This window comes from Streptomyces swartbergensis (assembly GCF_002148965.1).
GTDB lineage: Bacteria > Actinomycetota > Actinomycetes > Streptomycetales > Streptomycetaceae > Streptomyces > Streptomyces swartbergensis.
In genome coordinates, this window is record NZ_NGFN01000061.1 from 1 (window position 1) to 22,637 (window position 22,637).

Consider the following 22,637-nt stretch of genomic DNA (forward strand, 5'->3'; position numbering starts at 1 on the left):
CGGGCCAGACCGAACAGCTCGACCAGGGTCTTACCGGCCGACGCCATGGCGTCACGCGGACGCATGGCCTGCTTGGTCTCGACGTCGACGATCAGCTTGTCGAAGTCGGTGCGCTGCTCGACACGCGTGGCCTCGACCTTGTACGTGACCTTGAGCACCGGCGAGTAGATCGAGTCGACCGGGATCCGGCCGATCTCCTGGCCGACCTGCTTGTTCTGCACGGCGGAGACGTAACCGCGGCCACGCTCGACCGTCAGCTCCATCTCCAGCTTGCCCTTGCCGTTGAGCGTGGCGAGGACCAGGTCGGGGTTGTGCACCTCGACACCGGCCGGCGGCGCGATGTCGGCGGCGGTGACCAGACCCGGGCCCTGCTTGCGCAGGTACATCACGACCGGCTCGTCGTGCTCCGAGGAGACGACCAGCTGCTTGATGTTGAGGATCAGGTCGGTGACGTCCTCCTTGACGCCCGGCACGGTGGTGAACTCGTGCAGGACACCGTCGATGCGGATGGACGTGACCGCCGCACCCGGGATCGAGGAGAGGAGGGTCCGGCGCAGGGAGTTGCCGAGGGTGTAACCGAAGCCCGGCTCCAGCGGCTCGATCACGAACCGGGAACGGAACTCGTCGACGACCTCTTCGGTCAACGAGGGACGCTGAGCGATCAGCATGTGTGGATCAGATCCTTCAGTCGGGGGCGCCCGCTATATGACGCCCGACTTGAACCGTCCCCGACGAAAAGGGACGGGTACTGCAAGGGTACGGGCGATACGGCCCAAGAGAGCCGTACCGCCCGAAACCACTGCCGGTGAAGCGAACGTCAGACGCGACGGCGCTTCGGCGGACGGCAACCGTTGTGCGGGGTCGGGGTGACGTCCTGGATGGAGCCGACCTCGAGGCCCGTGGCCTGCAGGGAGCGGATCGCGGTCTCACGACCGGAACCCGGGCCCTTCACGAACACGTCGACCTTGCGCATGCCGTGCTCCTGGGCGCGGCGGGCAGCCGACTCGGCGGCCATCTGCGCGGCGAACGGCGTGGACTTCCGGGAGCCCTTGAAGCCGACGTGGCCGGCGGAGGCCCAGGAGATCACGTTGCCGGACGGGTCCGTGATGGAGACGATCGTGTTGTTGAACGTGCTCTTGATGTGCGCGTGGCCGTGAGCGACGTTCTTCTTTTCCTTGCGGCGCACCTTCTTGGCAGCGCCCTGACGACCCTTGGGGGGCATCTATAACTCCTACGGGAGGTGGTCGGTCCTACAGCGAAGACCGCTGGACGGCGTGTCCGCTGCGGACTACTTCTTGCCCGGCTTCTTCTTGCCGGCGATGGCGCGACGCGGGCCCTTGCGGGTACGCGCGTTCGTGCTGGTGCGCTGACCGCGGACGGGCAGACCGCGGCGGTGACGCAGACCCTGGTAGGTACCGATCTCGACCTTGCGGCGGATGTCGGCCTGGATCTCGCGACGGAGGTCACCCTCGGTCTTGATGTTGTTGTCGACGTACTCGCGGATCGCGACGAGCTGCTCCTCGGAGAGGTCGCGAACGCGGGTGTTCGGGTCGACGCCGGTGGCGGCCAGCGTCTGCTGCGAGAGGGTCCGGCCGATGCCGAACACATAGGTGAGGGCGATCTCCACGCGCTTTTCGCGCGGGATGTCAACACCGGAAACGCGTGCCATTCAATGGCTCCAGTTGCTTGACGGAGGTCTTCCACAGAACCGACTCCCAGCCGCCGTACCAGGTACGAACTGGGTCCCCGGCCTCCGACCGGGGGTGTCAGGCCCGAGGGCCCGGGTCCTGCGTATGAACATATTCAGCTTGCGTCGCGCGAAATTCTGCGGATGCAGAGGTGCGGTCGTGCGTCAGCCCTGGCGCTGCTTGTGGCGCGGGTTCTCGCAGATGACCATGACCCGGCCGTGACGGCGGATCACCCTGCACTTGTCGCAGATCTTCTTGACGCTCGGCTTGACCTTCATGGGTGAGGTTCTCCGGGTCAGTGCCACCACCCCGGAAGCCGGGGCGCGGGCAAGATCTACTTGTAGCGGTAGACGATCCGGCCACGCGTCAGGTCGTACGGAGACAGCTCCACCACGACCCGGTCGTCAGGGAGGATGCGGATGTAGTGCATGCGCATCTTGCCGCTGATGTGTGCCAGGACCTGGTGGCCGTTCTGGAGCTCGACCTTGAACATGGCGTTCGGAAGAGACTCGACGACAGTGCCCTCGATCTCGATGGCACCTTGCTTCTTGGCCACGCTTCGCCCTTCGAATCGACTACCTTGATCGACTCAGTGCGAGCGCATGCAGACATGCGGATGCACAAGAGCCGACGAGTCAGTCTACGTCAGGGCTCTCGGAAACACGAATCGAGAGTCTGCCCCTGCTGGGAGATCTTTAAGCGCCCCCGAAGGGGCGCGGGGAACTGCGCGAACAACCCCTACGCCGCCGCAGCCGCCGACGATCCTGACCGCCCTCCCCGGAAGGCGCTCAGGCCAGCGGATCAGGCGCGGCGACGATCCCCAGCTCGGCCAGCTTCGCCTTGCCCCCGTCGGGAGACGTCAGCACCAGCGGCCCGTCCTCCGTCAGCGCGACGGAGTGCTCCCAGTGCGACGACCACGTACCGTCCGTGGTGACGACCGTCCAGTCGTCCTCCAGGACCTCCGTCTTCGGCGTCCCCAGCGACACCATCGGCTCGATGGCGAGGCAGAAGCCCGGCACCAGCTTCGGGCCCTTGCCGCGCCGGCGGTCGACGTAGTTCAGCAGGTGCGGGTCCATGTGCATCTCGGTGCCGATGCCGTGACCGCCGTAGTCCTCGATGATCCCGTAGCGGCCGCCGCCGGGCTTGGGCTGGCGGCGGATGTACGTCTCGATCGCCCGGGAGACGTCGACCAGCCGGTTGCCCTGCTTCATGGCCGCGATGCCGGCCCACATCGACTCCTCGGTCACCCGGGAGAGCTCGACCAGCTCCGGGGCGTGGCCGGAGCCCACGAAGGCCGTGTACGCCGCGTCGCCGTGCCAGCCGTCGATGATCGCGCCGCAGTCGATGGAGATGACGTCCCCGTCCTTGAGGACGACGTCGTCGGACGGGATGCCGTGCACGACGACCTCGTTCACGGACGTGCAGATCGTCGCCGGGAAGCCGCCGTAGCCGAGGAAGTTCGGCTTGGCGTTGTGCTCGGCGAGCACCTTGCGCGCGACCTGGTCCAGATCCCTGGTCGTGGCACCGGGCACGGCCGCCTCACGCGTCGCCGCGTGGATGGCGGCCACGACCAGCCCCGCCTCACGCATCTTGGCGATCTGCTCGGGGGTCTTGATCTGCACCATGGGGGCTACGGCCTTTCTGGACCTTCGGAGACATGAACGCCTTCAACGATACGGGGCCGCGCGACGACCCCGCCCACACAGCAGCCGCGGCTCCCCCAGGGGGAACCGCGGCCGTTGGCTGTGCACGAACGACTACTTGTCGTCCTCGCCACGCTTGAGCGCCTCCATGGCGCGCGTCGTGACGTCCTCCACCTTGCCGAGCGCGGAGATCGTGACCACCAGGCCCTGCGCCTTGTAGTAGTCGATGATCGGCTCGGTCTGCGTGTGGTAGACCTCCAGCCGCTTGCGGACGGTCTCCTCGGAGTCGTCGTCGCGCTGGTAGAGCTCGCCGCCGCAGACGTCGCAGACGCCCTCCTTGGCCGGCGGCTTGTAGGTCACGTGGAAGACGTGCGCCGACTCGTTGCGGCAGACGCGACGGCCGGCGATCCGCTTGACCACCTCGTCCTCGGGGACCTCCAGGTCCAGCACCGCGTCGAGCTGCATGCTCTCGGTCTCGAGCAGCTCGTCGAGCGCCTCGGCCTGCGAGACGTTCCGCGGGAAGCCGTCCAGCAGGAAGCCGTTCTCGGCGTCCGGCTGCTCCATGCGGTCCTTGGCCATCGCGATGGTGACCTCGTCGGGCACCAGGTTGCCCGCGTCCATGTAGGACTTCGCCAGTTTGCCGAGTTCCGTCTGCTTGCTGATGTTGGCCCGGAACAGGTCGCCCGTGGAGATGTGCGGGATCGACAGGTTCTTGGCGAGGAACGCGGCCTGCGTTCCCTTACCGGCACCCGGCGGCCCGACGAGGACGATACGCATCAGCGGAGGAACCCTTCGTAATTGCGCTGCTGGAGCTGGCTCTCGATCTGCTTCACCGTTTCGAGGCCGACACCCACGATGATCAGGATGCTGGTCCCGCCAAACGGGAAGTTCTGATCTGCCTCGAAACCAGCCAACGCCATCGTCGGGACGAGAGCGATCAGCCCCAGATACAGCGAACCCGGCCAGGTGATCCGGTTGAGCACGTACGACAGGTACTCAGCGGTCGGTCGGCCAGCCCGGATACCCGGGATGAAGCCACCATACTTCTTCATGTTGTCCGCGACTTCCTCGGGGTTGAACGAGATGGCCACGTAGAAGAAGGCGAAGAAGACGATCAGGAGGAAGTAGAGGGTGATGTGCGCCGGAGCACTCGGCTGCGCGAGGTTCTGTTCGATCCAGGTCTTCCAGCCGGCGCTGCCACCGGAGAACTGCGCGATCAGTGCCGGGATGTAGAGCAGCGACGAGGCAAAGATCACAGGGATGATGCCCGCCTGGTTGACCTTCAGCGGAATGTACGTCGACGTGCCGCCGTAGGACCTCCGGCCGATCATGCGCTTCGCGTACTGCACCGGAATACGCCGCTGGGCCTGCTCGACGAAGACGACGAGGCCGATCATCACCAGGCCAATGACACACACGATGCCGAACTCGATCCAGCCGCCGGCCAGGGAGCCCTGCGACTTGATGGCCCACAGCCCTGCCGGGAAGGTCGCGGCGATCGAGATGAACATCAGGATGGACATGCCGTTGCCGATGCCGCGGTCGGTGATGAGCTCACCGAGCCACATCACGGTCGCCGTACCGGCAGTCATGGTGATGACCATGGTGACGGTGACGAAGATCGACTGGTCGGGGACGATCTGGCTGGCCACCGGGCAGCCCTGGAAGAGGGCGCCGCTGCGGGCGGTGGCGACGAGGCCGGTGCCCTGGAGGATGGCGAGCGCCACGGTCAGGTACCGGGTGTACTGCGTGATCTTCGCCGTACCGGCCTGCCCCTCCTTCTTGAGAGCTTCCAGGCGCGGGATCACCACGGTCAGCAGCTGAAGGATGATGCTCGCCGTGATGTACGGCATGATGCCGAGCGCAAAGATCGTGATCTGCAGCAGCGCGCCGCCGCTGAACATGTTCACCAGGCCGAAGATTCCCTGATTGGCCTGTGCGTTGTCGATGCAGGTCTGGACGTTCCGGTAGTCGACGCCTGGGATCGGTACGTGCGTACCGATCCGATAGATCACGATGATGCCGAGCGTGAAGAGCAGCTTCTTGCGCAGGTCGGGCGTCTTGAACGCCCGGGCGAACGCGGTGAGCACGGTGCCTCCTGCGACCCCCGCGCAACTGCGTCAAGGGTGACGGTCTTGAGGTTCGACGAATAGGTAACGGTCAACTGCCGCTCAGAGTGCCCGACGTGAAGCACCCCGTGAAAGTGGGCAGTACAGGCCACCTTACCGGCGGGACTGCCGCCCTAGGAACGACCAACCGGGGATACCCCATTTGTTGGGGTATCCCCGGTCGGGATCGCTCAGGTCATCGAGACGCCTGTGGTGTTCAGACGAGCTCGGTGACGGAACCGCCGGCGGCGGTGATCTTCTCCTTGGCGGAACCGGAGACGGCGTCGACCGTCACCTGGAGCGCCACGGAGATCTCGCCCTGGCCGAGGACCTTGACGAGGCTGTTCTTGCGAACAGCGCCCTTGGCCACCAACGACTCGACGGTGACCTCACCACCCTCGGGGTACAGCGAGGCCAGCTTGTCGAGGTTCACGACCTGGTACTCGGTCTTGAACGGGTTCTTGAAGCCCTTGAGCTTCGGGAGACGCATGTGGAGGGGCATCTGCCCGCCCTCGAAGCGCTCCGGAACCTGGTAGCGGGCCTTGGTGCCCTTGGTACCACGACCGGCCGTCTTACCCTTCGACGCCTCACCACGACCGACACGGGTCTTGGCGGTCTTGGCGCCCGGGGCGGGACGGAGGTTGTGGATCTTGAGCGGGTTGTTCTCCGCCATGATCAGTCGACCTCCTCGACCGTCACGAGGTGGCGGACGGTGTGCACCATGCCGCGGAACTCGGGGCGGTCCTCCTTGACGACCTGCGTGTTGATCCCCTTGAGACCAAGGGAGCGCAGGGTGTCACGGTGGTTCTGCTTGCTGCCGATGTACGACTTCGTCTGCGTGATCTTGAGCTGAGCCATTACGCAGCACCAGCCCCGGCACGCGCACGCAGCAGAGCCGCGGGAGCGACGTCCTCGAGCGGCAGACCACGGCGAGCCGCGATCTCCTCGGGACGCTGCAGGCCCTTCAGGGCCTCCACGGTCGCGTGCACGATGTTGATCGCGTTCGACGAGCCGAGCGACTTCGACAGCACGTCGTGGATACCGGCGCACTCCAGGACGGCACGCACGGGACCACCGGCGATAACACCGGTACCCGGCGAAGCCGGCTTGAGGAGAACGACGCCGGCAGCCTTCTCACCCGTGATCGGGTGCGGGATGGTGCCCTGGATCCGGGGGACCTTGAAGAAGTGCTTCTTGGCCTCTTCAACGCCCTTGGCGATGGCGGCCGGCACCTCCTTGGCCTTGCCGTATCCGACACCCACGGTGCCGTCACCGTCGCCCACCACGACCAGCGCGGTGAAGCTGAAGCGACGACCACCCTTCACAACCTTGGCGACGCGGTTGATCGCGACAACGCGCTCAACGTACGCGGTCTTCTCGGCGGCAGCTGCGCCGCCGTCACGGCCCTTCCGGTCCCGCCGCTCGCCGCCACCGGCACCGCCACCGCGGCGCTGGGGTCCAGCCATTGGAATTACCTCTCTCTGTCTCCGCTAGCTACGCGCCAACGTCTTTGTCGCTGACGCGACGGGCGACTCAGAACTTGAGTCCGGCCTCGCGGGCGGCGTCCGCCAGGGCGGCGATGCGCCCCGCGTACTGGTTACCACCACGGTCGAATACGACGGCCTCGACACCGGCAGCCTTGGCACGCTCGGCGACCAGGGCGCCGACCTGCTTGGCCTGCGCGGACTTGTCGCCCTCGCCACCGCGGATCGAGGTGTCCAGGGTGGACGCCGACGCAAGGGTGTGACCCTTGATGTCGTCGATCACCTGGGCCACGATGTGGCGGTTCGAGCGGGTAACGACCAGACGCGGACGCTCCGCCGTACCGTTGATGTGCTTACGGATCCGGATGTGGCGGCGCTTGATCGCGGCGCGCTTGTAGGCGTCGCCCTTGAGGATCTTCTGTCCGTATGCCATGGCTTACTTACCCGCCTTTCCGACCTTGCGGCGGATGACTTCGCCCTCGTACTTGACGCCCTTGGCCTTGTACGGGTCGGGCCTGCGCAGCTTGCGGATGTTGGCCGCAACCTCGCCGACCTTCTGCTTGTCGATGCCCTCGACCGAGAAACGGGTCGGGGACTCCACCTTGAAGGTGATGCCCTCGGGGGCCTCGACCAGGATCGGGTGGCTGTAGCCCAGGGAGAACTCCAGGTTGGAGCCCTTGGCCTGGACGCGGTAACCAACACCGCTGATTTCGAGCTTCTTGACGTATCCCTGGGTCACACCGGTGATCATGTTCGCCACCAGCGTGCGGGACAGGCCGTGCAGGGCCTTGCTCTGCCGCTCGTCGTTGGGCCGCAGCACCTGAAGGGTGCCGTCCTCGGCCTTGGCGATGTCGATCGGCGCGATGACGGTGTGGGTCAGTTCGCCCTTGGGGCCCTTGACCGCGACCGTACGGCCGTCGATGGTGACGTCCACGCCGGCGGGAACCGGGATGGGGAGCTTGCCGATACGCGACATTGTCTCTCTCCTCCGTTCCCGAACTACCAGACGTAGGCGAGGACTTCCCCACCCACGCCCTTCTTCTGAGCCTGCTTGTCGGTCAGGAGACCGTGGGACGTGGAGATGATGGCCACGCCCAGGCCGCCGAGAACCTTCGGCAGGTTGGTGGACTTCGCGTACACCCGGAGACCGGGCTTGGAGATCCGCTTGATGCCCGCGATGGAGCGCTCACGGTTGGGGCCGAACTTCAGCTCCAGGACGAGGTTCTTGCCGACCTCGGCGTCCTCGACCTTCCAGCCCGTGATGAAGCCCTCCTGCTGGAGGATCTCCGCGATGTGCGACTTGATCTTCGAGTGCGGCATCGCCACGGTGTCGTGGTATGCCGAGTTCGCGTTCCGCAGACGCGTCAGCATGTCTGCGATCGGATCAGTCATGGTCATGAATTGGCCTTCGGCCTCTCTCGCCGGGGTTTCCTGGTGCGCCATCCCTCTCCCCGATCCGAGACGGGACGGGTGCGGCGCGGTGGACCTACGGCGTAGTAAGTCGTAAGGGCGGCGGCAGACGCCCAACCCCACAAGCCTAAGGCATGCGAGCTGGACGTCCTGCCGCCCCAGATGCTTACCGAGAGCCCTGCTAATCCCTGATTGGGGGGATTACCAGGAGCTCTTGGTCACGCCCGGCAGCTCGCCACGGTGAGCCATCTCACGAAGGCACACGCGGCACAGGCCGAACTTGCGGTATACGGAGTGCGGTCGGCCGCAGCGCTGGCAGCGGGTGTAGCCACGCACACCGAACTTGGGCTTGCGAGCAGCCTTGGCAATCAGAGCCTTCTTCGCCATCTCGCTCACGCCTCCTTGAAGGGGAAGCCGAGGTGACGAAGGAGCGCGCGGCCCTCAGCGTCGTTGGTCGCCGTGGTGACCACGGTGATGTCCATACCCCGGACGCGGTCGATCTTGTCCTGGTCGATCTCGTGGAACATGACCTGCTCCGTGAGACCGAAGGTGTAGTTGCCACGGCCGTCGAACTGCTTGGGGGACAGGCCGCGGAAGTCGCGGATGCGCGGGAGCGCCAGCGACAGGGTGCGGTCCAGGAACTCCCACATGCGGTCGCCACGGAGCGTGACGTGGGCACCGATCGGCTGGCCCTCACGCAGCTTGAACTGCGCGATGGACTTGCGGGCCTTGGTGACGGCCGGCTTCTGACCGGTGATCGTGGTGAGGTCGCGGATGGCGCCCTCGATCAGCTTGGAGTCGCGGGCGGCGTCGCCCACACCCATGTTGACCACGATCTTGACGAGACCGGGGATCTGCATGACGTTCTCGTACTTGAACTCGTCACGCAGCTTGCCCGTGATCTCCTCACGGTACTTCTGCTTCAGGCGCGGAGTGGTGGTGGTCGTCATCAGATGTCCTCACCCGTCCGCTTGGCAACGCGGATCTTGTTGCCTTCGTCGTCGAAGCGGTAACCGACGCGGGTCACGACCTTCTTGCCGTCCTTCTCCACGACCAGCTGGACGTTGGAGACGTGGATCGGCGCCTCGGTGGTGACGATGCCGCCGGCCTGCGAACCGCGAGCCGTCGGACCGGCCTTGGTGTGCTTCTTGACCCGGTTGACACCCTCGACCAGGACGCGGTCCTCGCGGGGGAAGGCCGCGATGACCTTGCCCTGCTTGCCCTTGTCCTTACCGGTGATGACCTGGACCAGGTCGCCCTTCTTGATCTTCATGCTCACAGCACCTCCGGCGCGAGGGAGATGATCTTCATGAACTTCTTCTCGCGCAGCTCACGGCCCACCGGGCCGAAGATACGGGTGCCACGAGGGTCGCCGTCGTTCTTCAGAATGACGGCGGCGTTCTCGTCGAAGCGGATGTACGAGCCGTCCGGACGGCGGCGCTCCTTGACGGTGCGAACGATGACCGCCTTGACGACGTCACCCTTCTTCACGTTGCCACCGGGGATCGCGTCCTTGACGGTGGCGACGATGACGTCACCGATACCCGCGTAGCGGCGACCGGAGCCGCCGAGCACACGGATGCAGAGGATCTCCTTCGCACCCGTGTTGTCGGCGACACGCAGTCGCGACTCCTGCTGGATCACGTCTATCTCCTGGTTGTCTGCCGGTTCCCGCAGGGCCCTTTCGGGACGGACCTGCGAGCCTGGCGGAACTGTCCTGCGGGGTAGCCCCCGAAGGAATTACTTAAGCCTCTGTGGGCGAAAACCCGCGCCGGGGGCCGTACGGCCGCCCCCGGCGGGGGTCAGCGGGGGGTGACCCCCCGCTTGGTTACTTCGCCTTCTCGAGGATCTCCACGACGCGCCAGCGCTTGGTCGCCGAGAGCGGGCGGGTCTCCATCAGGAGAACCCGGTCGCCAACGCCGACGGCGTTCTGCTCGTCGTGCGCCTTGACCTTGTTCGTACGGCGGATGACCTTGCCGTACAGCGCGTGCTTGACGCGGTCCTCGACGGCGACGACGACGGTCTTGTCCATCTTGTCGCTGACGACCAGACCCTCACGGGTCTTGCGGAAACCGCGGTCCGTCTTGGTCTCTTCAGTCACGTTGCTCTCGCTCATCAGGCGCTCTCCACCGTCTCGATGCCCAGCTCGCGCTCACGCATCAGGGTGTAGATCCGCGCGATGTCCTTGCGGACGGCCTTGAGCCGACCGTGGTTCTCGAGCTGACCCGTCGCCGCCTGGAAGCGGAGATTGAACAGCTCTTCCTTGGCCTCGCGGAGCTTGTTGAGGAGCTCCTCGTTGCCCAGCTCGCGCAGCTCGGACGCCTTGGTACCGGCCGACATCACGCTTCACCTGCCTCGCGCTTGACGATCTTGCACTTCATCGGCAGCTTGTGAGCCGCACGGGTCAGGGCCTCGCGCGCGATCTTCTCGTTGGGGTACGACAGCTCGAACATCACGCGTCCGGGCTTGACGTTGGCCACCCACCACTCCGGCGAGCCCTTACCGGAACCCATGCGGGTCTCGGCCGGCTTCTTGGTGAGGGGGCGGTCCGGGTAGATGTTGATCCAGACCTTGCCACCACGCTTGATGTGACGCGTCATGGCGATACGAGCGGCCTCGATCTGGCGGTTCGTCACATAGGCCGGGGTAAGCGCCTGGATGCCGTACTCGCCGAACGCGACCTCAGTGCCACCCTTGGCCATACCACTGCGCTTGGGGTGGTGCTGCTTGCGGTGCTTGACCCTACGGGGGATCAGCATGTCGGTCAGGCCTCCGTTCCGGTGCTCTCAGCCGGAGCAGTGGCGGCAGCGGTCGTCTGAGACTCCGTCTTGGGGGCCTCGGCGCCGGCAGCCTGCTGCGGCTTGCGACCGCGCCCGCCACGCTCGCCACCGCGGCCACCACGGGCCGGGCGGTCGGCGCCGCCGCGGGCCGGGCGGTTACCCGCACGGGCAGCGGCGTTCTCGGCGCGGACCTCGGCGATGTTCTTGACGTCGCCCTTGTAGATCCAGACCTTCACACCGATGCGGCCGAAGGTCGTCTTGGCCTCGAAGAAGCCGTAGTCCACGTTCGCGCGGAGCGTGTGCAGGGGCACACGGCCCTCGCGGTAGAACTCCGAGCGGGACATCTCGGCGCCACCGAGGCGGCCACCGCACTGGATCTTGATGCCCTTGGCGCCGGCCTTCATCGCCGACTGCATGCTCTTGCGCATGGCACGGCGGAAGGAGACGCGGGAGGACAGCTGCTCGGCGACGGCCTGGGCCACCAGCTGAGCGTCCGTCTCCGGGTTCTTGACCTCGAGGATGTTCAGCTGGACCTGCTTGCCGGTCAGCTTCTCCAGGTCACCGCGGATGCGGTCGGCCTCGGCGCCGCGGCGGCCGATGACGATGCCCGGACGAGCGGTGTGGATGTCCACACGCACGCGGTCACGGGTGCGCTCGATCTCCACCTTGGAGATGCCGGCGCGCTCCATGCCGGACGTCATCATCCGACGGATGGCGACGTCTTCCTTGACGTAGTCCTTGTACAGCTTGTCGGCGTACCAGCGCGACTTGAAGTCGGTCGTAACGCCGAGCCGGAACCCGTGCGGGTTTACCTTCTGGCCCATTACCGGGTTCCTTCCTTGCTGCTGACGACCACGGTGATGTGGCTGGTCCGCTTGCGGATCCGGTAGGCACGGCCCTGGGCACGCGGACGGAACCGCTTCAGGGTCGGGCCCTCGTCGACGTAGGCCTCGGAGATGTAGAGGCTGTCGACATCGGTGTGGTCGTAGTTGTGCGCGGCGTTGGCGATGGCGCTGTCCAGCACCTTGCCGACCGGCACGCTCGCGGCCTGCGGGGCGAAACGCAGGACCGCCTGAGCCTCCGTGGCGTTCAGGCCACGGATGAGGTCCACCACTCGGCGGGCCTTCATGGGCGTGACGCGGATGTACCGCGCCTGGGCCCTGGCTTCCATGGTTGTCCTTCCAGTGTCTGTCATGGTCATTCCACCCCGCGCTTAGCGGCGCTTCGACTTCCGGTCGTCCTTGACGTGACCCCGGAAGGTGCGCGTCGGCGAGAACTCGCCGAGCTTGTGGCCGACCATCGACTCGGTGACAAACACCGGAATGTGGGTCTTGCCGTTGTGCACCGCGAGCGTGTGGCCGAGCATGGCCGGCACGATCATGGAGCGACGGGACCAGGTCTTGATGACGTTCTTGGTGCCGGCTTCGTTCTGGGCGTCCACCTTCTTGATCAGGTGGTCGTCGACGAAGGGCCCCTTCTTGAGACTGCGCGGCATCTAAACCCGCTCCTAGCGCTTCTTGTTCGTCTTGCGGCGGCGGACGATGTACTTGTTCGACGCCTTCTTGGGCGAACGAGTACGGCCTTCCTTCTTGCCCCACGGGGACACCGGGTGGCGACCACCGGAGGTACGGCCCTCACCACCACCGTGCGGGTGGTCAACCGGGTTCATGACCACACCACGCACGGTCGGGCGGACGCCCAGCCAGCGCTTGCGGCCGGCCTTGCCCCAGTTGATGTTGCTCTGCTCGGCGTTGCCGACCTCGCCGACGGTGGCGCGGCAGCGGACGTCGACCAGGCGGATCTCACCGGACGGCATGCGCAGGTGGGCCATGGAGCCCTCCTTCGCGAGCAGCTGCACGGAGGCGCCGGCGGAGCGGGCGAACTTCGCGCCGCCGCCCGGACGCAGCTCGATGGCGTGCAGCGTGGTACCGACCGGGATGTTGCGCAGGGCAAGGTTGTTGCCCGGCTTGATGTCGGCCCCGGGACCGTTCTCCACGGTGTCGCCCTGCTGCAGGTTGCGCGGGGCGAGGATGTAGCGCTTCTCGCCGTCCGCGTAGTGCAGGAGCGCGATGCGCGCGGTGCGGTTGGGGTCGTACTCGATGTGCGCGACCTTCGCCGGCACGCCGTCCTTGTCGTGACGACGGAAGTCGATCACGCGGTAGGCGCGCTTGTGGCCACCACCCTGGTGGCGGACGGTCACACGACCGGAGTTGTTACGGCCACCCTTGCTGTGCAGGGGGCGGACCAACGACTTCTCCGGCGTGGACCGCGTGACCTCGACGAAGTCGGCGACGCTGGAGCCACGACGGCCCGGCGTAGTCGGCTTGTACTTGCGGATTCCCATTTCTCAGTCCTCGTCCGATATCGGACGATCCGACCCGCTTACGCGGTCGGACCGCCGAAGATGTCGATACGGTCGCCCTCGGCAAGGGTCACGATCGCGCGCTTGGAGCCGGCACGCTGACCGAAACCGGTCTTGGTGCGCTTGCGCTTGCCCTGGCGGTTGATCGTGTTGACCCCGGTGACCTTGACCGAGAAGACCGACTGGACGGCCTGCTTGATCTGGGTCTTGTTGGCGCTCGGGTCGACGATGAAGGTGTACTTGCCCTCGTCGAGGAGCGCGTAGCTCTTCTCCGAGACGACCGGCTTGAGCAGCACGTCACGGGGGTCCGTGAAGGACTTGCTCAGCGGGGTCTCGACGGTGTTCTTGCCCTCGGTGGCGTGGCGACGCGCCTTCTTGACGCGCGCCTCCTTGGCCTTCTTCGCGGCCTTCGAGGCAATAGCGGGGTGACGGATAGCCATCAGACCTCGCTCCCTTCGGTGTCATTGGCCTTCGGGCCGGACACGAAGGACTCGAAGGCGGCCTGGGTGAAGACCACGTCGTCCGAGACGAGAACGTCGTACGTGTTCAGCTGGCCCGGCTCCAGGATGTGGACCTGGGGCAGGTTGCGGGCGGACAGCCACGCGGCCTCATCGGCGCGGTCGACGACCAGGAGCAGGTTCTTGCGCTCCGAGATCTTGCCGAACAGCGTCTTGGCGGCCTTCGTCGACGGGTTCTCACCCTCGACGACGCCGGAGACGACGTGGATGCGGTTGTGGCGGGCCCGGTCGGTGAGGGCGTGACGCAGCGCGGCAGCCTTCATCTTCTTGGGCGTCCGCTGCGAGTAGTCACGCGGCACGGGACCGTGCACGACGCCACCACCGGCGAACTGCGGCGCGCGGGTCGAACCCTGACGGGCGCGACCGGTGCCCTTCTGGCGGTACGGCTTCTTGCCACCGCCGCGGACCTCGCCACGAGTCTTGGTCTTGTGCGTGCCCTGGCGGGCAGCGGCCAGCTGTGCGACGACGACCTGGTGGATCAGCGGAATGCTGACCTTCTCGACGTCGAAGATCTCCGCGGGGAGCTCGACGGAACCGGCCTTGTCGCCCGCCGGCGAAAGGATGTCAACAGTGCTCATTACCTCAGGCCCCCTTGGCCGCGGTGCGGACCAGGACGAGGCCGCCGTTCGGACCGGGAACCGCGCCCTTGATGAGCAGCAGACCCTTCTCCGCGTCAACGGCGTGGACGGTCAGGTTCTGGGTGGTGACCCGCTCGTTGCCCATGCGACCCGCCATGCGGAGGCCCTTGAACACGCGGCCCGGGGTGGCACAGCCACCGATGGAACCGGGAGAGCGGTGCTTGCGCTGGGTGCCGTGTCCGGCGCCGAGGCCCTTGAAGTTGTGACGCTTCATGACACCGGCGAAGCCCTTGCCCTTGCTCTTGCCGGTCACGTCGACCTTCACTCCGGCCTCGAACACCTCAGCGGTGATCTCCTGGCCCAGCGTGTACTCGGAGGCGTCCGCGGTGCGGATCTCGACGAGGTGGCGACGGGGAGTGACGTCGGCCTTGGCGAAGTGGCCCTTGAGGGGCTTGTTCACCTTGCGCGGGTCGATCTCGCCGAAGGCGATCTGGACGGACTCGTAGCCGTCGACATCGTTCGTACGGACCTGGGTGACGACGTTGGGCCCGGCCTTGACGACGGTGACCGGGACGACGCGGTTGTTCGCGTCCCACACCTGCGTCATACCGAGCTTCTCGCCCAGGATGCCCTTGATCTGCTTAGCCATCTCTCAGATCACCGGCCTCAGAGCTTGATCTCGATGTCGACACCGGCCGGGAGGTCGAGTCGCATCAGAGAGTCAACGGTCTTGGGGGTCGGGTCGAGGATGTCGATCAGGCGCTTGTGGGTGCGCATCTCGAAGTGCTCGCGCGAGTCCTTGTACTTGTGCGGCGACTTGATGACGCAGTACACGTTCTTCTCAGTGGGCAGCGGCACCGGGCCCGCGACCGACGCACCAGTACGCGTCACCGTCTCGACGATCTTCTTCGCCGAGCTGTCGATGACCTCGTGGTCGTAGGCCTTGAGCCGGATGCGGATCTTCTGTCCCGCCATGGCTACTCAGTAGTCCTGTCTCTCGTAACGCTCTGGAACCCGGCGTTCCAGCCCTTCTGTCCGACCCACGCGGTCGGGCGTGTCGCTCTTCCACTGACACAGATGTCCCTTATAAGAACATCCCTGCTGGGAATGCACACGGCCCTTCCGGAACCGCAGACCGGGACCTAGAAGGCCACCGGGTGCCTGGCCAGTGCCGCACTGACACTTCCCGAAAGATTCCCGTACGTCCGCCCCAGCGCTGCCGTGTGGCAGTTAGGACGACGAGTACTGTGGGACTCGCTTCCGGTCCTCCCGGCGGGAGGCGCGCAGCATCAACACTCGACCGAGCAACTCGGACAGTCTGCCATACGGGGCATGCCGGACGCCAATCGAGCCGGAGAGAATACCCCGGGGGTGACGTAGGTCAAACCGGGGCCGCACGCTCCTGCCTCCCATGATCAATAGGAAGCCGTCGGCCGGATCCTGCTGGTGAGCTTCTGCACTGCCTCGTCCGCGGTGGGCGCCAGGAGCCAGACGTCGTCCATGCCGGCGTAGACCGATCCGTCCTCCGCCATGGCCAAGTGCTGGTTTCCACGGTCACGCATACCGATGGGGTACAGATCGACGCCCGCCCGCTCGGCGAGGTCTTCGATGATCTCCGCGTCCCAGATCGCGAGCAGCGGGTCAAGCGAGAACTCCATCCACGGCATCGAGTCCCACGGTTCGCGGTAGGGAGCGCCCACGGCTCCGAACTCCGCCAGGAAGCGCCGTGCCGCGTCGTGGATCTCGAACTCGCCGGTCTCAAGAAGGATGCGCTCCCACGTCTCCGTGGGAACCGACCGGCCCGGGAACCAGCCGCCCGCCCGCAGCACCCGGTCCGTCTCCTCGGACCAGCGCAGCCCGGCGTCACGGCCGGTCTCCACAGTGTGCAGTCGACGCCAGAATGCGTGCTCGGCCGCCGGTGCGTCGGGCGTCCAGAGGGCGGACCGGGCCGCCTGCGCCTCGACCAGGCGGTCCAGCGCCCGGTCGGTGGTCTCGGCCAGCAGTTCCACGCGGTCCCTTACGAGGTGGAGCGCACCGTCCTCGGTGATGCCGAGGAAGCCGGCACCTTCGTCGGCCGTGCCAACGGGGTAGAGAGACGCCCCCGCTTCCCGGCTTGCCCACGCGAACCGCTCGTCCTCCCAACCCGCCTTGAGGGGGTCGAAACGGATTGCCGACGACGTGGTGATCGTGTCGGCGGGCCAGCCGTACGTCACCAGAGCCCCGAATTCAGAGAGAAACCGGCGCGCGGCGTCGTGGGCGACAAAGGACCCACGCTCACGCAGGATCGACTCCCAGGTGTCCGTCGGCACCAAACGGCCGGGCCGCCAGCCCGCGCGCCGCAGTACTTCATCGGTCCGCGGGGACCAGCCCCGTGTGTGGCCGTCACTCACTTACAACACCGTCCGAACGCCTAGTTGTTCAAGAACATCCCTACAGGAGGGGCAAGCCGGCTTGGGTTTGCCGTGGGCGGGGTTGCCCGGCGCGCGTACTTCCACTGCCGCCATTACTCCGCCACGAGGGTCGACCCCCGCCCTCATGGCGTCCGACAGCGCCTCAGCCTCGCCGCACTTCGAGTGCGCGCCGCCGACTTGCTCCTTGATGTGGTCCGGAACCCGATCATAGGCAGCCTGTACATCAGGGTGGAGATTGTGGCTGCCTCCTCCCTTGAGGCTGGCGCCGTCGAAAGGCGTGTTGTGTCCCGGCACCGACAGCCCGGCCGCGCTCGTCGGCCTGGTCTTCTTGCTCGCTCCCGGACGCTGCTGCTCCATGTCCGCCCGCCGCTCGGCGGCTTTGAGGGCTGCATCCTCACAGGAGGGCGCCAGACCGAAGGGGTCGACGGCAGTGAAAGGGTTGGCCACGTACGTGCGCGGATTCGGCCCAGGGGAGAGGCCGAGCGGATCCAGGGACGCGTACCGGCCCGTCTCAGGGTCGTAATGGCGCTGGTAGTTGTAGTGGAGTGCCGTCTCAGGGTCGTGGTACTGCCCAGGGAAGCGCAGCGGGCAGTACGCGCCGTCCGGGCCAGGCACATCGAGCGGCGCTCCCCACACCGTGGTCCGAGCCTGCCAGGCGACTTCCCCCGGCTCCGCGACCATCTCGGTGGGGGTTCCGACCAGGTCCGTGACGATGGAGTAGAACCTGTCGTCCACCCACTCCTGGGGCATGTCCGACGCCGGCACACGCTCGATCTGCGTAACGGGGCTGAAGCGGTCCCGCTCCCAATCCCACACGGTGCACCGGGGCTCCGCGCCGACCGCCCTGGTGATCTGTTCGGCCAGGACGAACCCGTCCCAGACGAACGTGGTCTCCTCGACCACGCTCCGGCCGTCCGGGCCGAGCCGCCTCTTGGCGACGCGGCGGCCGAACGGGTCGTACGCGTAGGTCCACGACGTGCCGTCCGGCGTGGTCACCGCGACGAGGCGATCCTGGCTGTCCCAGCTGTAGCGCCAGATGTCGGGCTTGCGGGACAGCCGCTTCTTGCGCCTGACGACGACCCGGCCCTGGTCGTCGTACTCGTAACTGATGTCTCCGGACCGGCGAACCGGTCGGTGCTCGGCGCTCGGCGCGGGGTGCGGGGGCTGCGCGGTCTGCCACTCGCCCTCGACGATGTTGCCCGCCATGTCGTATGCGTAGCGCTCCGACCAATTGGCCGCCCGCACGCCCGACACGCGTCCCTGCCCGTCGGTGTCGACGAATCGGTCGCCCCGCAGCAGATCGCTGATCGCGGCGACGGTGCCGTCGGGCCGGTAGCGATAGGCGCGGTGTTGGAGGCGGTGCGAAGTGCCCGACGGGGCCGGACCGACGCTCGGATCTGCCGCAGTGAGGGTCTGCGAGCTCAGCCTGCCGACCGCATCCCAGGTCTGGCTCAGCGCGATGCCGCCCGCGCGGCGCTCGATCTCCCGCCCTGCCTGGTCATAGGCGAACGTGACCGTCCTGTCGGCCGTCCGCAGCAGCACCGGGCGGTCGCGCCCGTCGTACTCCCACACGCTCTCGGCGTTCGACGGGGTCACGCGCTTCACACGCCTGCCCAGCACGTCGTAGGCCGAGCGTACGGTGGCTCCGTTGCAGGTCTCCGCCAGTATGCGACCGCGGGCGTCGCGCTCGTAGCTCAGCTCCGTTTCGGGGCCGAGCACACGACGTACGTGGCCGACGGCGTCGTACTCGTAGCGAGTGACGCCTTCGGGCGTCCGCTGCTCCGTGACCTTGCCGAGGTCGTCGCGAACGTAGTCGATCGACTGGCCCGCGCCGTTGGTCTGCCCGACGAGACGGCCGGCAGCGTCGAACCGGTAGCTCTGGACGCGACCACCGAAGTCCTGCTCCCGGACGAGACGCCCGGACTCGTCGTAGAAGTACTGCCACACGGCTCGCTGCTGGTTGGTCACCGAGGTGACGCGCAGCTGGCCGTCATGACAGAACTCCACGCGGGAGCCGTCGGGGTCCGTACGCGCACGGAGAAGACCGAAAGCACCGTACTCGAACCGGGTCACCCGCCCGCTGGGGTCCACGTGTTCGATGAGGTTGCCCTCGCCGTCGTACGCCCGTCGCTCCGTGGTGCCGTCGGGCAGGTCAAGTCGGAGCTGCCGCCCCTCCGGTGTCCAGGCCAGCCGAGTGACGGCCCCGTCCGGCCCTGTCTCCTCGACAACCCTGCCGAAAGCGTCCCGTACGAACCGTGTGGTGCCGCCCTCGGCGTCGGTCGACATGGCGGGCAGACCTGCCGCGTCGGTCTCCAGGAAGGCAGTACCGCCGGCGGCGTCGGTGACCGTTAGGAGCGCGCCGTCGTGCCGGTACCGGTAGCCGATACGGGCCCCTGTGGGATCGGTTTCAGCGACCAGGTTGCCGCGATCGTCGTATTCCAACCGCCAGACGTGTCCGTCGGCCTGTACCACCTCGACGGGCTGCCCCCACGCGTTGTTCGCGGCGGCCTCCCGGTGGCCGTCGGGCCGGATCACTGCGGTCGGCGCACCCAGTTCGTCGTAGGCGTAGCGGGTGGTCCGGCCGCGGGCGTCGGTCCTGGCCAGCAACCGGTCGTAGCGGTCCCACTCGTAATGGATGGTGTGACCGAGGGGGTCGGTCTCGGCGACGAGCTGGTAGAGATCGTTCCAGCGGTAGCTCGTGGTGTGGCCGAGCGCGTCGGTGTAGCGGGTCTCGCGGCCGTCGGTGTCGTAGGCGACAGTGCACCGCAGGAGGCCGTCGGTGCCCTCGCCGCCGACGCAGCGGTCCTGGTCGTCGTAAGTGAAGCGGTACCAGTAGCCGTTGCGATCAGTCCAGGAGGTGATGCGTGAGCGGTCGTCGTACGTGAGCTTCAGGGGAAGACCGCTGGAGTCACGGATCTCGGTGAGGTCGCCGTCGGGGCCGTAGTCGAAGCGCCTGAGCAGCGTGCCCTGTGGGCCGGCCTCCGGGTCGCGCAGTCGCAAAGCGGTGACGCGCCCGTTCTCGGTGTCCACGTGGATGTGTCGGCCGCCCGAGTCGCGCACGGCGACGGGGGTTCCGTCGGCGCTGCGGTCGATGTCGATGCGGTAGCCGTTGCGGTCTGTCAGAGCGACAAGGAGGAGGGAGAACGCCTTGTCGATCGGAGCGGGCCACTGTGGGGCGGCGAAGTGACGCGTGACCCCGGTGAGCGGATCCGTGATGCTCACCGGCGCCCCGGGCCCCCCGTCCCAGAGCATCGGCCAACGCGGGCCTTCCCATGGCATCACCGAAGCACCGGCCTCGGGCACCGGGTAGAGGAGGATCATGCCGTCCTCAGCGGCATAGGCAGCGCCCTGGTCGTCCAGTTCCAGACGTTCATCGAGTGTTGAGGCCCAGGACGAGCCGAAGAACCGCCCAGCCCGATAGGTCGACAGATGGGTACGCCGCAGGACCAGGGGGAGCAATCCAGGCAGATCGACGTCGATCTCGGTCATGTACATCTCGCCCGAGACCATGTCGATCGGATCGCCGTTCAGGCACCGCCCCTTGCCCGGCTTGGCCTTGGCCACAGCATCGTCGGCCTCCCGGCGAAGACCGTTCTTCCCGAGGCCCTTGGCCATGGCCTTGAGGCCGCCCTTGCCCAAGGTCTTCATGCCCTTGGCCAATCCGCCGAGCGTCGTGAGCCCCTTCATGCCCGGTATGCAGTCCAGGGCGGCGAACCCCACGTCCCATAGGGAGGCTTGGCCTTTGGAGTATTTGTAGAGGGTGTCCGCGAGGACGACCGCCGCGGCGATCAGCACGATCGCGCCCAGGATCGGCCCACCGATGATCATCGCGACGATCCCGAGGACGGTCACGACGACCTTGCACACCGCGACGATGCTGTCCCAGTTGTCCGTGAACCAGTCGCCGACCTCCTCCCACCACGACCGGTTCTGAATGCCCGCGTCCGAGGCCTCGTCGATCTTCGACTTCGCCTCCCGCGCGGCCTCCTCACGCATCTTGCGCGCGTCCTCGGCCATCTTCTTCGCGGCAGCCAGGGCGTCTTGGGCATCGGACACGTCCGACTGCGCCTTGGTCTGCGCCGACTTGGCGTGCTGCACATCCCGCGTCGCGGCACGCACCTTCGCCTCGTCCGGCTTGTCCGCGTCCGACTTCCTGCCGGTCGGGTCGTCCTTGTACTTGTCCGCCTCCTTGCCCGCCCGCGTGACCCAGGAGTCGGCCGAGGTGAGACGGGACTGGGCGGAGGAGAGGTTGTCCCGCGCCTCACGGCCCTTGACCAGCGCCTTGTCGGCGAGTGACTGGGCGCGCTCCAGCTTCGGCCAGAAGTCGGCGAGCGCGTCGCCGCACATCTCGTAGGACTTCTTCAGCTTCTTGAGGTTCTTCGGGACGTCGGCGAAGTCCTCCTTGAAGACGTCCGCGGACTTGCCCGCCCACTCAAGGAGCGTGCCCTCCCCCGCCATGCCCTTGACCAAGCGCAGCGCCTCGGAGACATCGTCGGCGAAGTCGTGCAACTGCTTCGCAAGCGTGCGCACCCGCTGCGGATCACCAGGAGTCGGATCCTTGTCCAAGTCCAGGACATGCCAGTCCGCAGGCCTGTGCCCCGCCATACCGCAACCCCCGTCACGCGCGCATCAACGTCAACAACCGTATGCACACGTGAACTTACAGGGGACAAGCATTCGACGGAAACCACATCACAAACGGTGCCTGCGCGGGCCGCCGCGCATCCCCCGGCGACGCCCACGGGCCGCACCCACCAGCACTCCAGCCTGTTCCGCACGGTCCCAGAGACCCGCCGCCGCAGAGCCGCGTCATGGATCTCGAACTCGCCGGTCTCAAGAAGGATGCTCTCCCAGGTCTCCGTGGGAACCGACCGGCCCGGGAACCAGCCGCCCGCCCGCAGCACCCGGTCCGTCTCCTCGGACCAGCGCAGCCCAGCGTCCGGACCGGTCCCACGGTGTGGAGCCGCCGCCACAACGCGCCCAGGCGTCCTGGGGAAAGACCGGGCCCCTGCACCACCACCAGGCGGCTGGCCAGTCGTACATCACCAGACCGCCGAGCTCGGAGAGGAACCGACGCGCGGCATCATGGACCACGAAAGACCCACGCTCACGCAGGACTCGCTCCCAGTGTCCGTCGGCACCGAGCGGCCGGGCCGCCAGCCCGCGCGGCACAGCACTTCATCGGTCCACGGGGACCAGCCACGTGTCTGCCTCATCAGCGCTCACTCAATCACCGCCCGAACGCCCAGTCGTCCGTCCGTCTTCGCGCAGGGCGACGACGAGTTGCACCGGTGCTTCCGTGTCGTCGTGCTTGACCCCTGCCAGGACGACCTTGCCCGAGACCCTCCAGGCGGTGTGGTCGAGGAAATCCGCCCCGCCCGTCAGGTCCTCGTCGGACACCTCCAGGCGAGTGGCGAGCACCCCGGACTGGAGCTGGGAGACCACCCGGGAGTTCGGCGACAGCGGCGTCGTACAAGTCGTCCAGGTACGTGTCCGGGTCGGGCCACTCGTCAGCGACCTCGCGAAACCAGAGGGTGAACTCCACCTCCACGGGCCCGTCGCCCTGGATCCAGGCGCTGGCGTCGTCACGCCTCCAGGTGGTCGCCCATTCCTTTGCCGGATTCCTGCGCTCGCCTTCCCAGCCCGATGCGCCGA

32 protein-coding genes are annotated in these 22,637 nt (G+C 66.9%); all 32 read right to left on the reverse strand.

Annotated elements, in window-relative coordinates:
• Window positions 1-668, reverse strand: a 668-nt coding sequence (locus CA983_RS12715; RefSeq protein ID WP_086601007.1) for a DNA-directed RNA polymerase subunit alpha, incomplete at its 3' end; no start/stop codon positions are given.
• Between the two features lie 149 nt (window positions 669-817).
• Window positions 818-1,222, reverse strand: a complete 405-nt coding sequence (gene rpsK, locus CA983_RS12720) for a 30S ribosomal protein S11 (RefSeq protein WP_003956432.1) — start codon at window positions 1,220-1,222, stop codon at window positions 818-820.
• A gap of 66 nt (window positions 1,223-1,288) precedes the next feature.
• Window positions 1,289-1,669 (reverse strand): 30S ribosomal protein S13, encoded by a 381-nt coding sequence (rpsM, locus tag CA983_RS12725; RefSeq protein ID WP_004984507.1) that lies wholly within the window; start codon window positions 1,667-1,669, stop codon window positions 1,289-1,291.
• Window positions 1,670-1,852: 183 nt separating this feature from the next.
• The gene (rpmJ, locus tag CA983_RS12730; RefSeq protein ID WP_003998809.1) at window positions 1,853-1,966 is read right to left on the reverse strand and encodes a 50S ribosomal protein L36; all 114 of its coding nucleotides are present in this window, start codon (window positions 1,964-1,966) and stop codon (window positions 1,853-1,855) included.
• A 56-nt stretch (window positions 1,967-2,022) separates the two neighbouring features.
• Window positions 2,023-2,244, reverse strand: coding sequence for a translation initiation factor IF-1 (gene infA, locus CA983_RS12735; RefSeq protein WP_003948620.1), 222 nt, complete (start codon window positions 2,242-2,244; stop codon window positions 2,023-2,025).
• Between the two features lie 232 nt (window positions 2,245-2,476).
• Complete coding sequence (map, locus tag CA983_RS12740) at window positions 2,477-3,313, reverse strand: type I methionyl aminopeptidase (protein WP_086601008.1); 837 nt, start codon at window positions 3,311-3,313, stop codon at window positions 2,477-2,479.
• Between the two features lie 132 nt (window positions 3,314-3,445).
• Window positions 3,446-4,108 carry an adenylate kinase gene (locus CA983_RS12745; protein WP_086601009.1) on the reverse strand — a complete coding sequence of 221 codons (663 nt, stop codon included), beginning with the start codon at window positions 4,106-4,108 and terminating at the stop codon, window positions 3,446-3,448.
• Complete coding sequence (secY, locus tag CA983_RS12750; protein WP_086601010.1) at window positions 4,108-5,421, reverse strand: preprotein translocase subunit SecY; 1,314 nt, start codon at window positions 5,419-5,421, stop codon at window positions 4,108-4,110. The genes CA983_RS12745 and secY overlap by 1 nt, the downstream gene beginning before the upstream one ends.
• A gap of 235 nt (window positions 5,422-5,656) precedes the next feature.
• Window positions 5,657-6,112 carry a 50S ribosomal protein L15 gene (rplO, locus tag CA983_RS12755; RefSeq protein ID WP_086560685.1) on the reverse strand — a complete coding sequence of 152 codons (456 nt, stop codon included), beginning with the start codon at window positions 6,110-6,112 and terminating at the stop codon, window positions 5,657-5,659.
• Between the two features lie 2 nt (window positions 6,113-6,114).
• On the reverse strand, window positions 6,115-6,297 hold the full coding sequence (gene rpmD / locus CA983_RS12760; protein WP_005481207.1) for a 50S ribosomal protein L30: 183 nt from the start codon (window positions 6,295-6,297) through the stop codon (window positions 6,115-6,117).
• Complete coding sequence (gene rpsE, locus CA983_RS12765) at window positions 6,297-6,905, reverse strand: 30S ribosomal protein S5 (protein WP_030671799.1); 609 nt, start codon at window positions 6,903-6,905, stop codon at window positions 6,297-6,299. Before rpsE ends, rpmD begins: the two co-directional genes overlap by 1 nt.
• A gap of 67 nt (window positions 6,906-6,972) precedes the next feature.
• Entirely contained in the window at window positions 6,973-7,356 is a 384-nt protein-coding gene (gene rplR / locus CA983_RS12770) for a 50S ribosomal protein L18 (protein ID WP_007494754.1), read from the reverse strand.
• Between the two features lie 3 nt (window positions 7,357-7,359).
• Complete coding sequence (gene rplF, locus CA983_RS12775; RefSeq protein ID WP_059424839.1) at window positions 7,360-7,899, reverse strand: 50S ribosomal protein L6; 540 nt, start codon at window positions 7,897-7,899, stop codon at window positions 7,360-7,362.
• A 23-nt stretch (window positions 7,900-7,922) separates the two neighbouring features.
• A complete protein-coding gene (gene rpsH, locus CA983_RS12780) occupies window positions 7,923-8,321 on the reverse strand; it encodes a 30S ribosomal protein S8 (protein ID WP_086601011.1) in 399 nt (132 codons plus the stop codon).
• Between the two features lie 213 nt (window positions 8,322-8,534).
• Window positions 8,535-8,720, reverse strand: a complete 186-nt coding sequence (locus tag CA983_RS12790; protein ID WP_003948630.1) for a type Z 30S ribosomal protein S14 — start codon at window positions 8,718-8,720, stop codon at window positions 8,535-8,537.
• Between the two features lie 5 nt (window positions 8,721-8,725).
• Entirely contained in the window at window positions 8,726-9,283 is a 558-nt protein-coding gene (rplE, locus tag CA983_RS12795; RefSeq protein ID WP_010036711.1) for a 50S ribosomal protein L5, read from the reverse strand.
• A complete protein-coding gene (gene rplX / locus CA983_RS12800; RefSeq protein ID WP_010036713.1) occupies window positions 9,283-9,606 on the reverse strand; it encodes a 50S ribosomal protein L24 in 324 nt (107 codons plus the stop codon). Before rplX ends, rplE begins: the two co-directional genes overlap by 1 nt.
• Window positions 9,607-9,608: 2 nt before the next feature.
• Window positions 9,609-9,977, reverse strand: a complete 369-nt coding sequence (rplN, locus tag CA983_RS12805; protein WP_003998823.1) for a 50S ribosomal protein L14 — start codon at window positions 9,975-9,977, stop codon at window positions 9,609-9,611.
• A 184-nt stretch (window positions 9,978-10,161) separates the two neighbouring features.
• Window positions 10,162-10,449, reverse strand: a complete 288-nt coding sequence (rpsQ, locus tag CA983_RS12810; RefSeq protein ID WP_086601012.1) for a 30S ribosomal protein S17 — start codon at window positions 10,447-10,449, stop codon at window positions 10,162-10,164.
• The gene (gene rpmC, locus CA983_RS12815; protein WP_010036720.1) at window positions 10,449-10,673 is read right to left on the reverse strand and encodes a 50S ribosomal protein L29; all 225 of its coding nucleotides are present in this window, start codon (window positions 10,671-10,673) and stop codon (window positions 10,449-10,451) included. Before rpmC ends, rpsQ begins: the two co-directional genes overlap by 1 nt.
• Complete coding sequence (rplP, locus tag CA983_RS12820; RefSeq protein ID WP_086601013.1) at window positions 10,673-11,092, reverse strand: 50S ribosomal protein L16; 420 nt, start codon at window positions 11,090-11,092, stop codon at window positions 10,673-10,675. Before rplP ends, rpmC begins: the two co-directional genes overlap by 1 nt.
• Window positions 11,093-11,097: 5 nt before the next feature.
• A complete protein-coding gene (gene rpsC, locus CA983_RS12825; protein WP_086601014.1) occupies window positions 11,098-11,937 on the reverse strand; it encodes a 30S ribosomal protein S3 in 840 nt (279 codons plus the stop codon).
• The gene (gene rplV / locus CA983_RS12830) at window positions 11,937-12,284 is read right to left on the reverse strand and encodes a 50S ribosomal protein L22 (protein ID WP_010036727.1); all 348 of its coding nucleotides are present in this window, start codon (window positions 12,282-12,284) and stop codon (window positions 11,937-11,939) included. The genes rpsC and rplV overlap by 1 nt, the downstream gene beginning before the upstream one ends.
• A gap of 42 nt (window positions 12,285-12,326) precedes the next feature.
• On the reverse strand, window positions 12,327-12,608 hold the full coding sequence (gene rpsS / locus CA983_RS12835; protein ID WP_003992359.1) for a 30S ribosomal protein S19: 282 nt from the start codon (window positions 12,606-12,608) through the stop codon (window positions 12,327-12,329).
• Window positions 12,609-12,620: 12 nt separating this feature from the next.
• Window positions 12,621-13,457, reverse strand: a complete 837-nt coding sequence (gene rplB / locus CA983_RS12840) for a 50S ribosomal protein L2 (RefSeq protein WP_086601015.1) — start codon at window positions 13,455-13,457, stop codon at window positions 12,621-12,623.
• A gap of 38 nt (window positions 13,458-13,495) precedes the next feature.
• Complete coding sequence (gene rplW / locus CA983_RS12845; RefSeq protein ID WP_086601016.1) at window positions 13,496-13,915, reverse strand: 50S ribosomal protein L23; 420 nt, start codon at window positions 13,913-13,915, stop codon at window positions 13,496-13,498.
• Entirely contained in the window at window positions 13,915-14,571 is a 657-nt protein-coding gene (rplD, locus tag CA983_RS12850) for a 50S ribosomal protein L4 (protein ID WP_086601017.1), read from the reverse strand. Before rplD ends, rplW begins: the two co-directional genes overlap by 1 nt.
• A gap of 4 nt (window positions 14,572-14,575) precedes the next feature.
• Window positions 14,576-15,220 (reverse strand): 50S ribosomal protein L3, encoded by a 645-nt coding sequence (gene rplC, locus CA983_RS12855; protein WP_086601018.1) that lies wholly within the window; start codon window positions 15,218-15,220, stop codon window positions 14,576-14,578.
• Between the two features lie 17 nt (window positions 15,221-15,237).
• Window positions 15,238-15,546 carry a 30S ribosomal protein S10 gene (gene rpsJ / locus CA983_RS12860; RefSeq protein WP_003948644.1) on the reverse strand — a complete coding sequence of 103 codons (309 nt, stop codon included), beginning with the start codon at window positions 15,544-15,546 and terminating at the stop codon, window positions 15,238-15,240.
• A 440-nt stretch (window positions 15,547-15,986) separates the two neighbouring features.
• The gene (locus CA983_RS12865; RefSeq protein WP_086601019.1) at window positions 15,987-16,961 is read right to left on the reverse strand and encodes an SUKH-3 domain-containing protein; all 975 of its coding nucleotides are present in this window, start codon (window positions 16,959-16,961) and stop codon (window positions 15,987-15,989) included.
• Entirely contained in the window at window positions 16,962-21,512 is a 4,551-nt protein-coding gene (locus tag CA983_RS12870; RefSeq protein ID WP_244206842.1) for a DUF6531 domain-containing protein, read from the reverse strand.
• A 696-nt stretch (window positions 21,513-22,208) separates the two neighbouring features.
• Window positions 22,209-22,427: a hypothetical protein gene (locus CA983_RS12875; protein WP_086601021.1), complete on the reverse strand. Its 219-nt coding sequence runs from the start codon at window positions 22,425-22,427 to the stop codon at window positions 22,209-22,211.
• Between the last annotated feature and the right edge of the window lie 210 nt (window positions 22,428-22,637).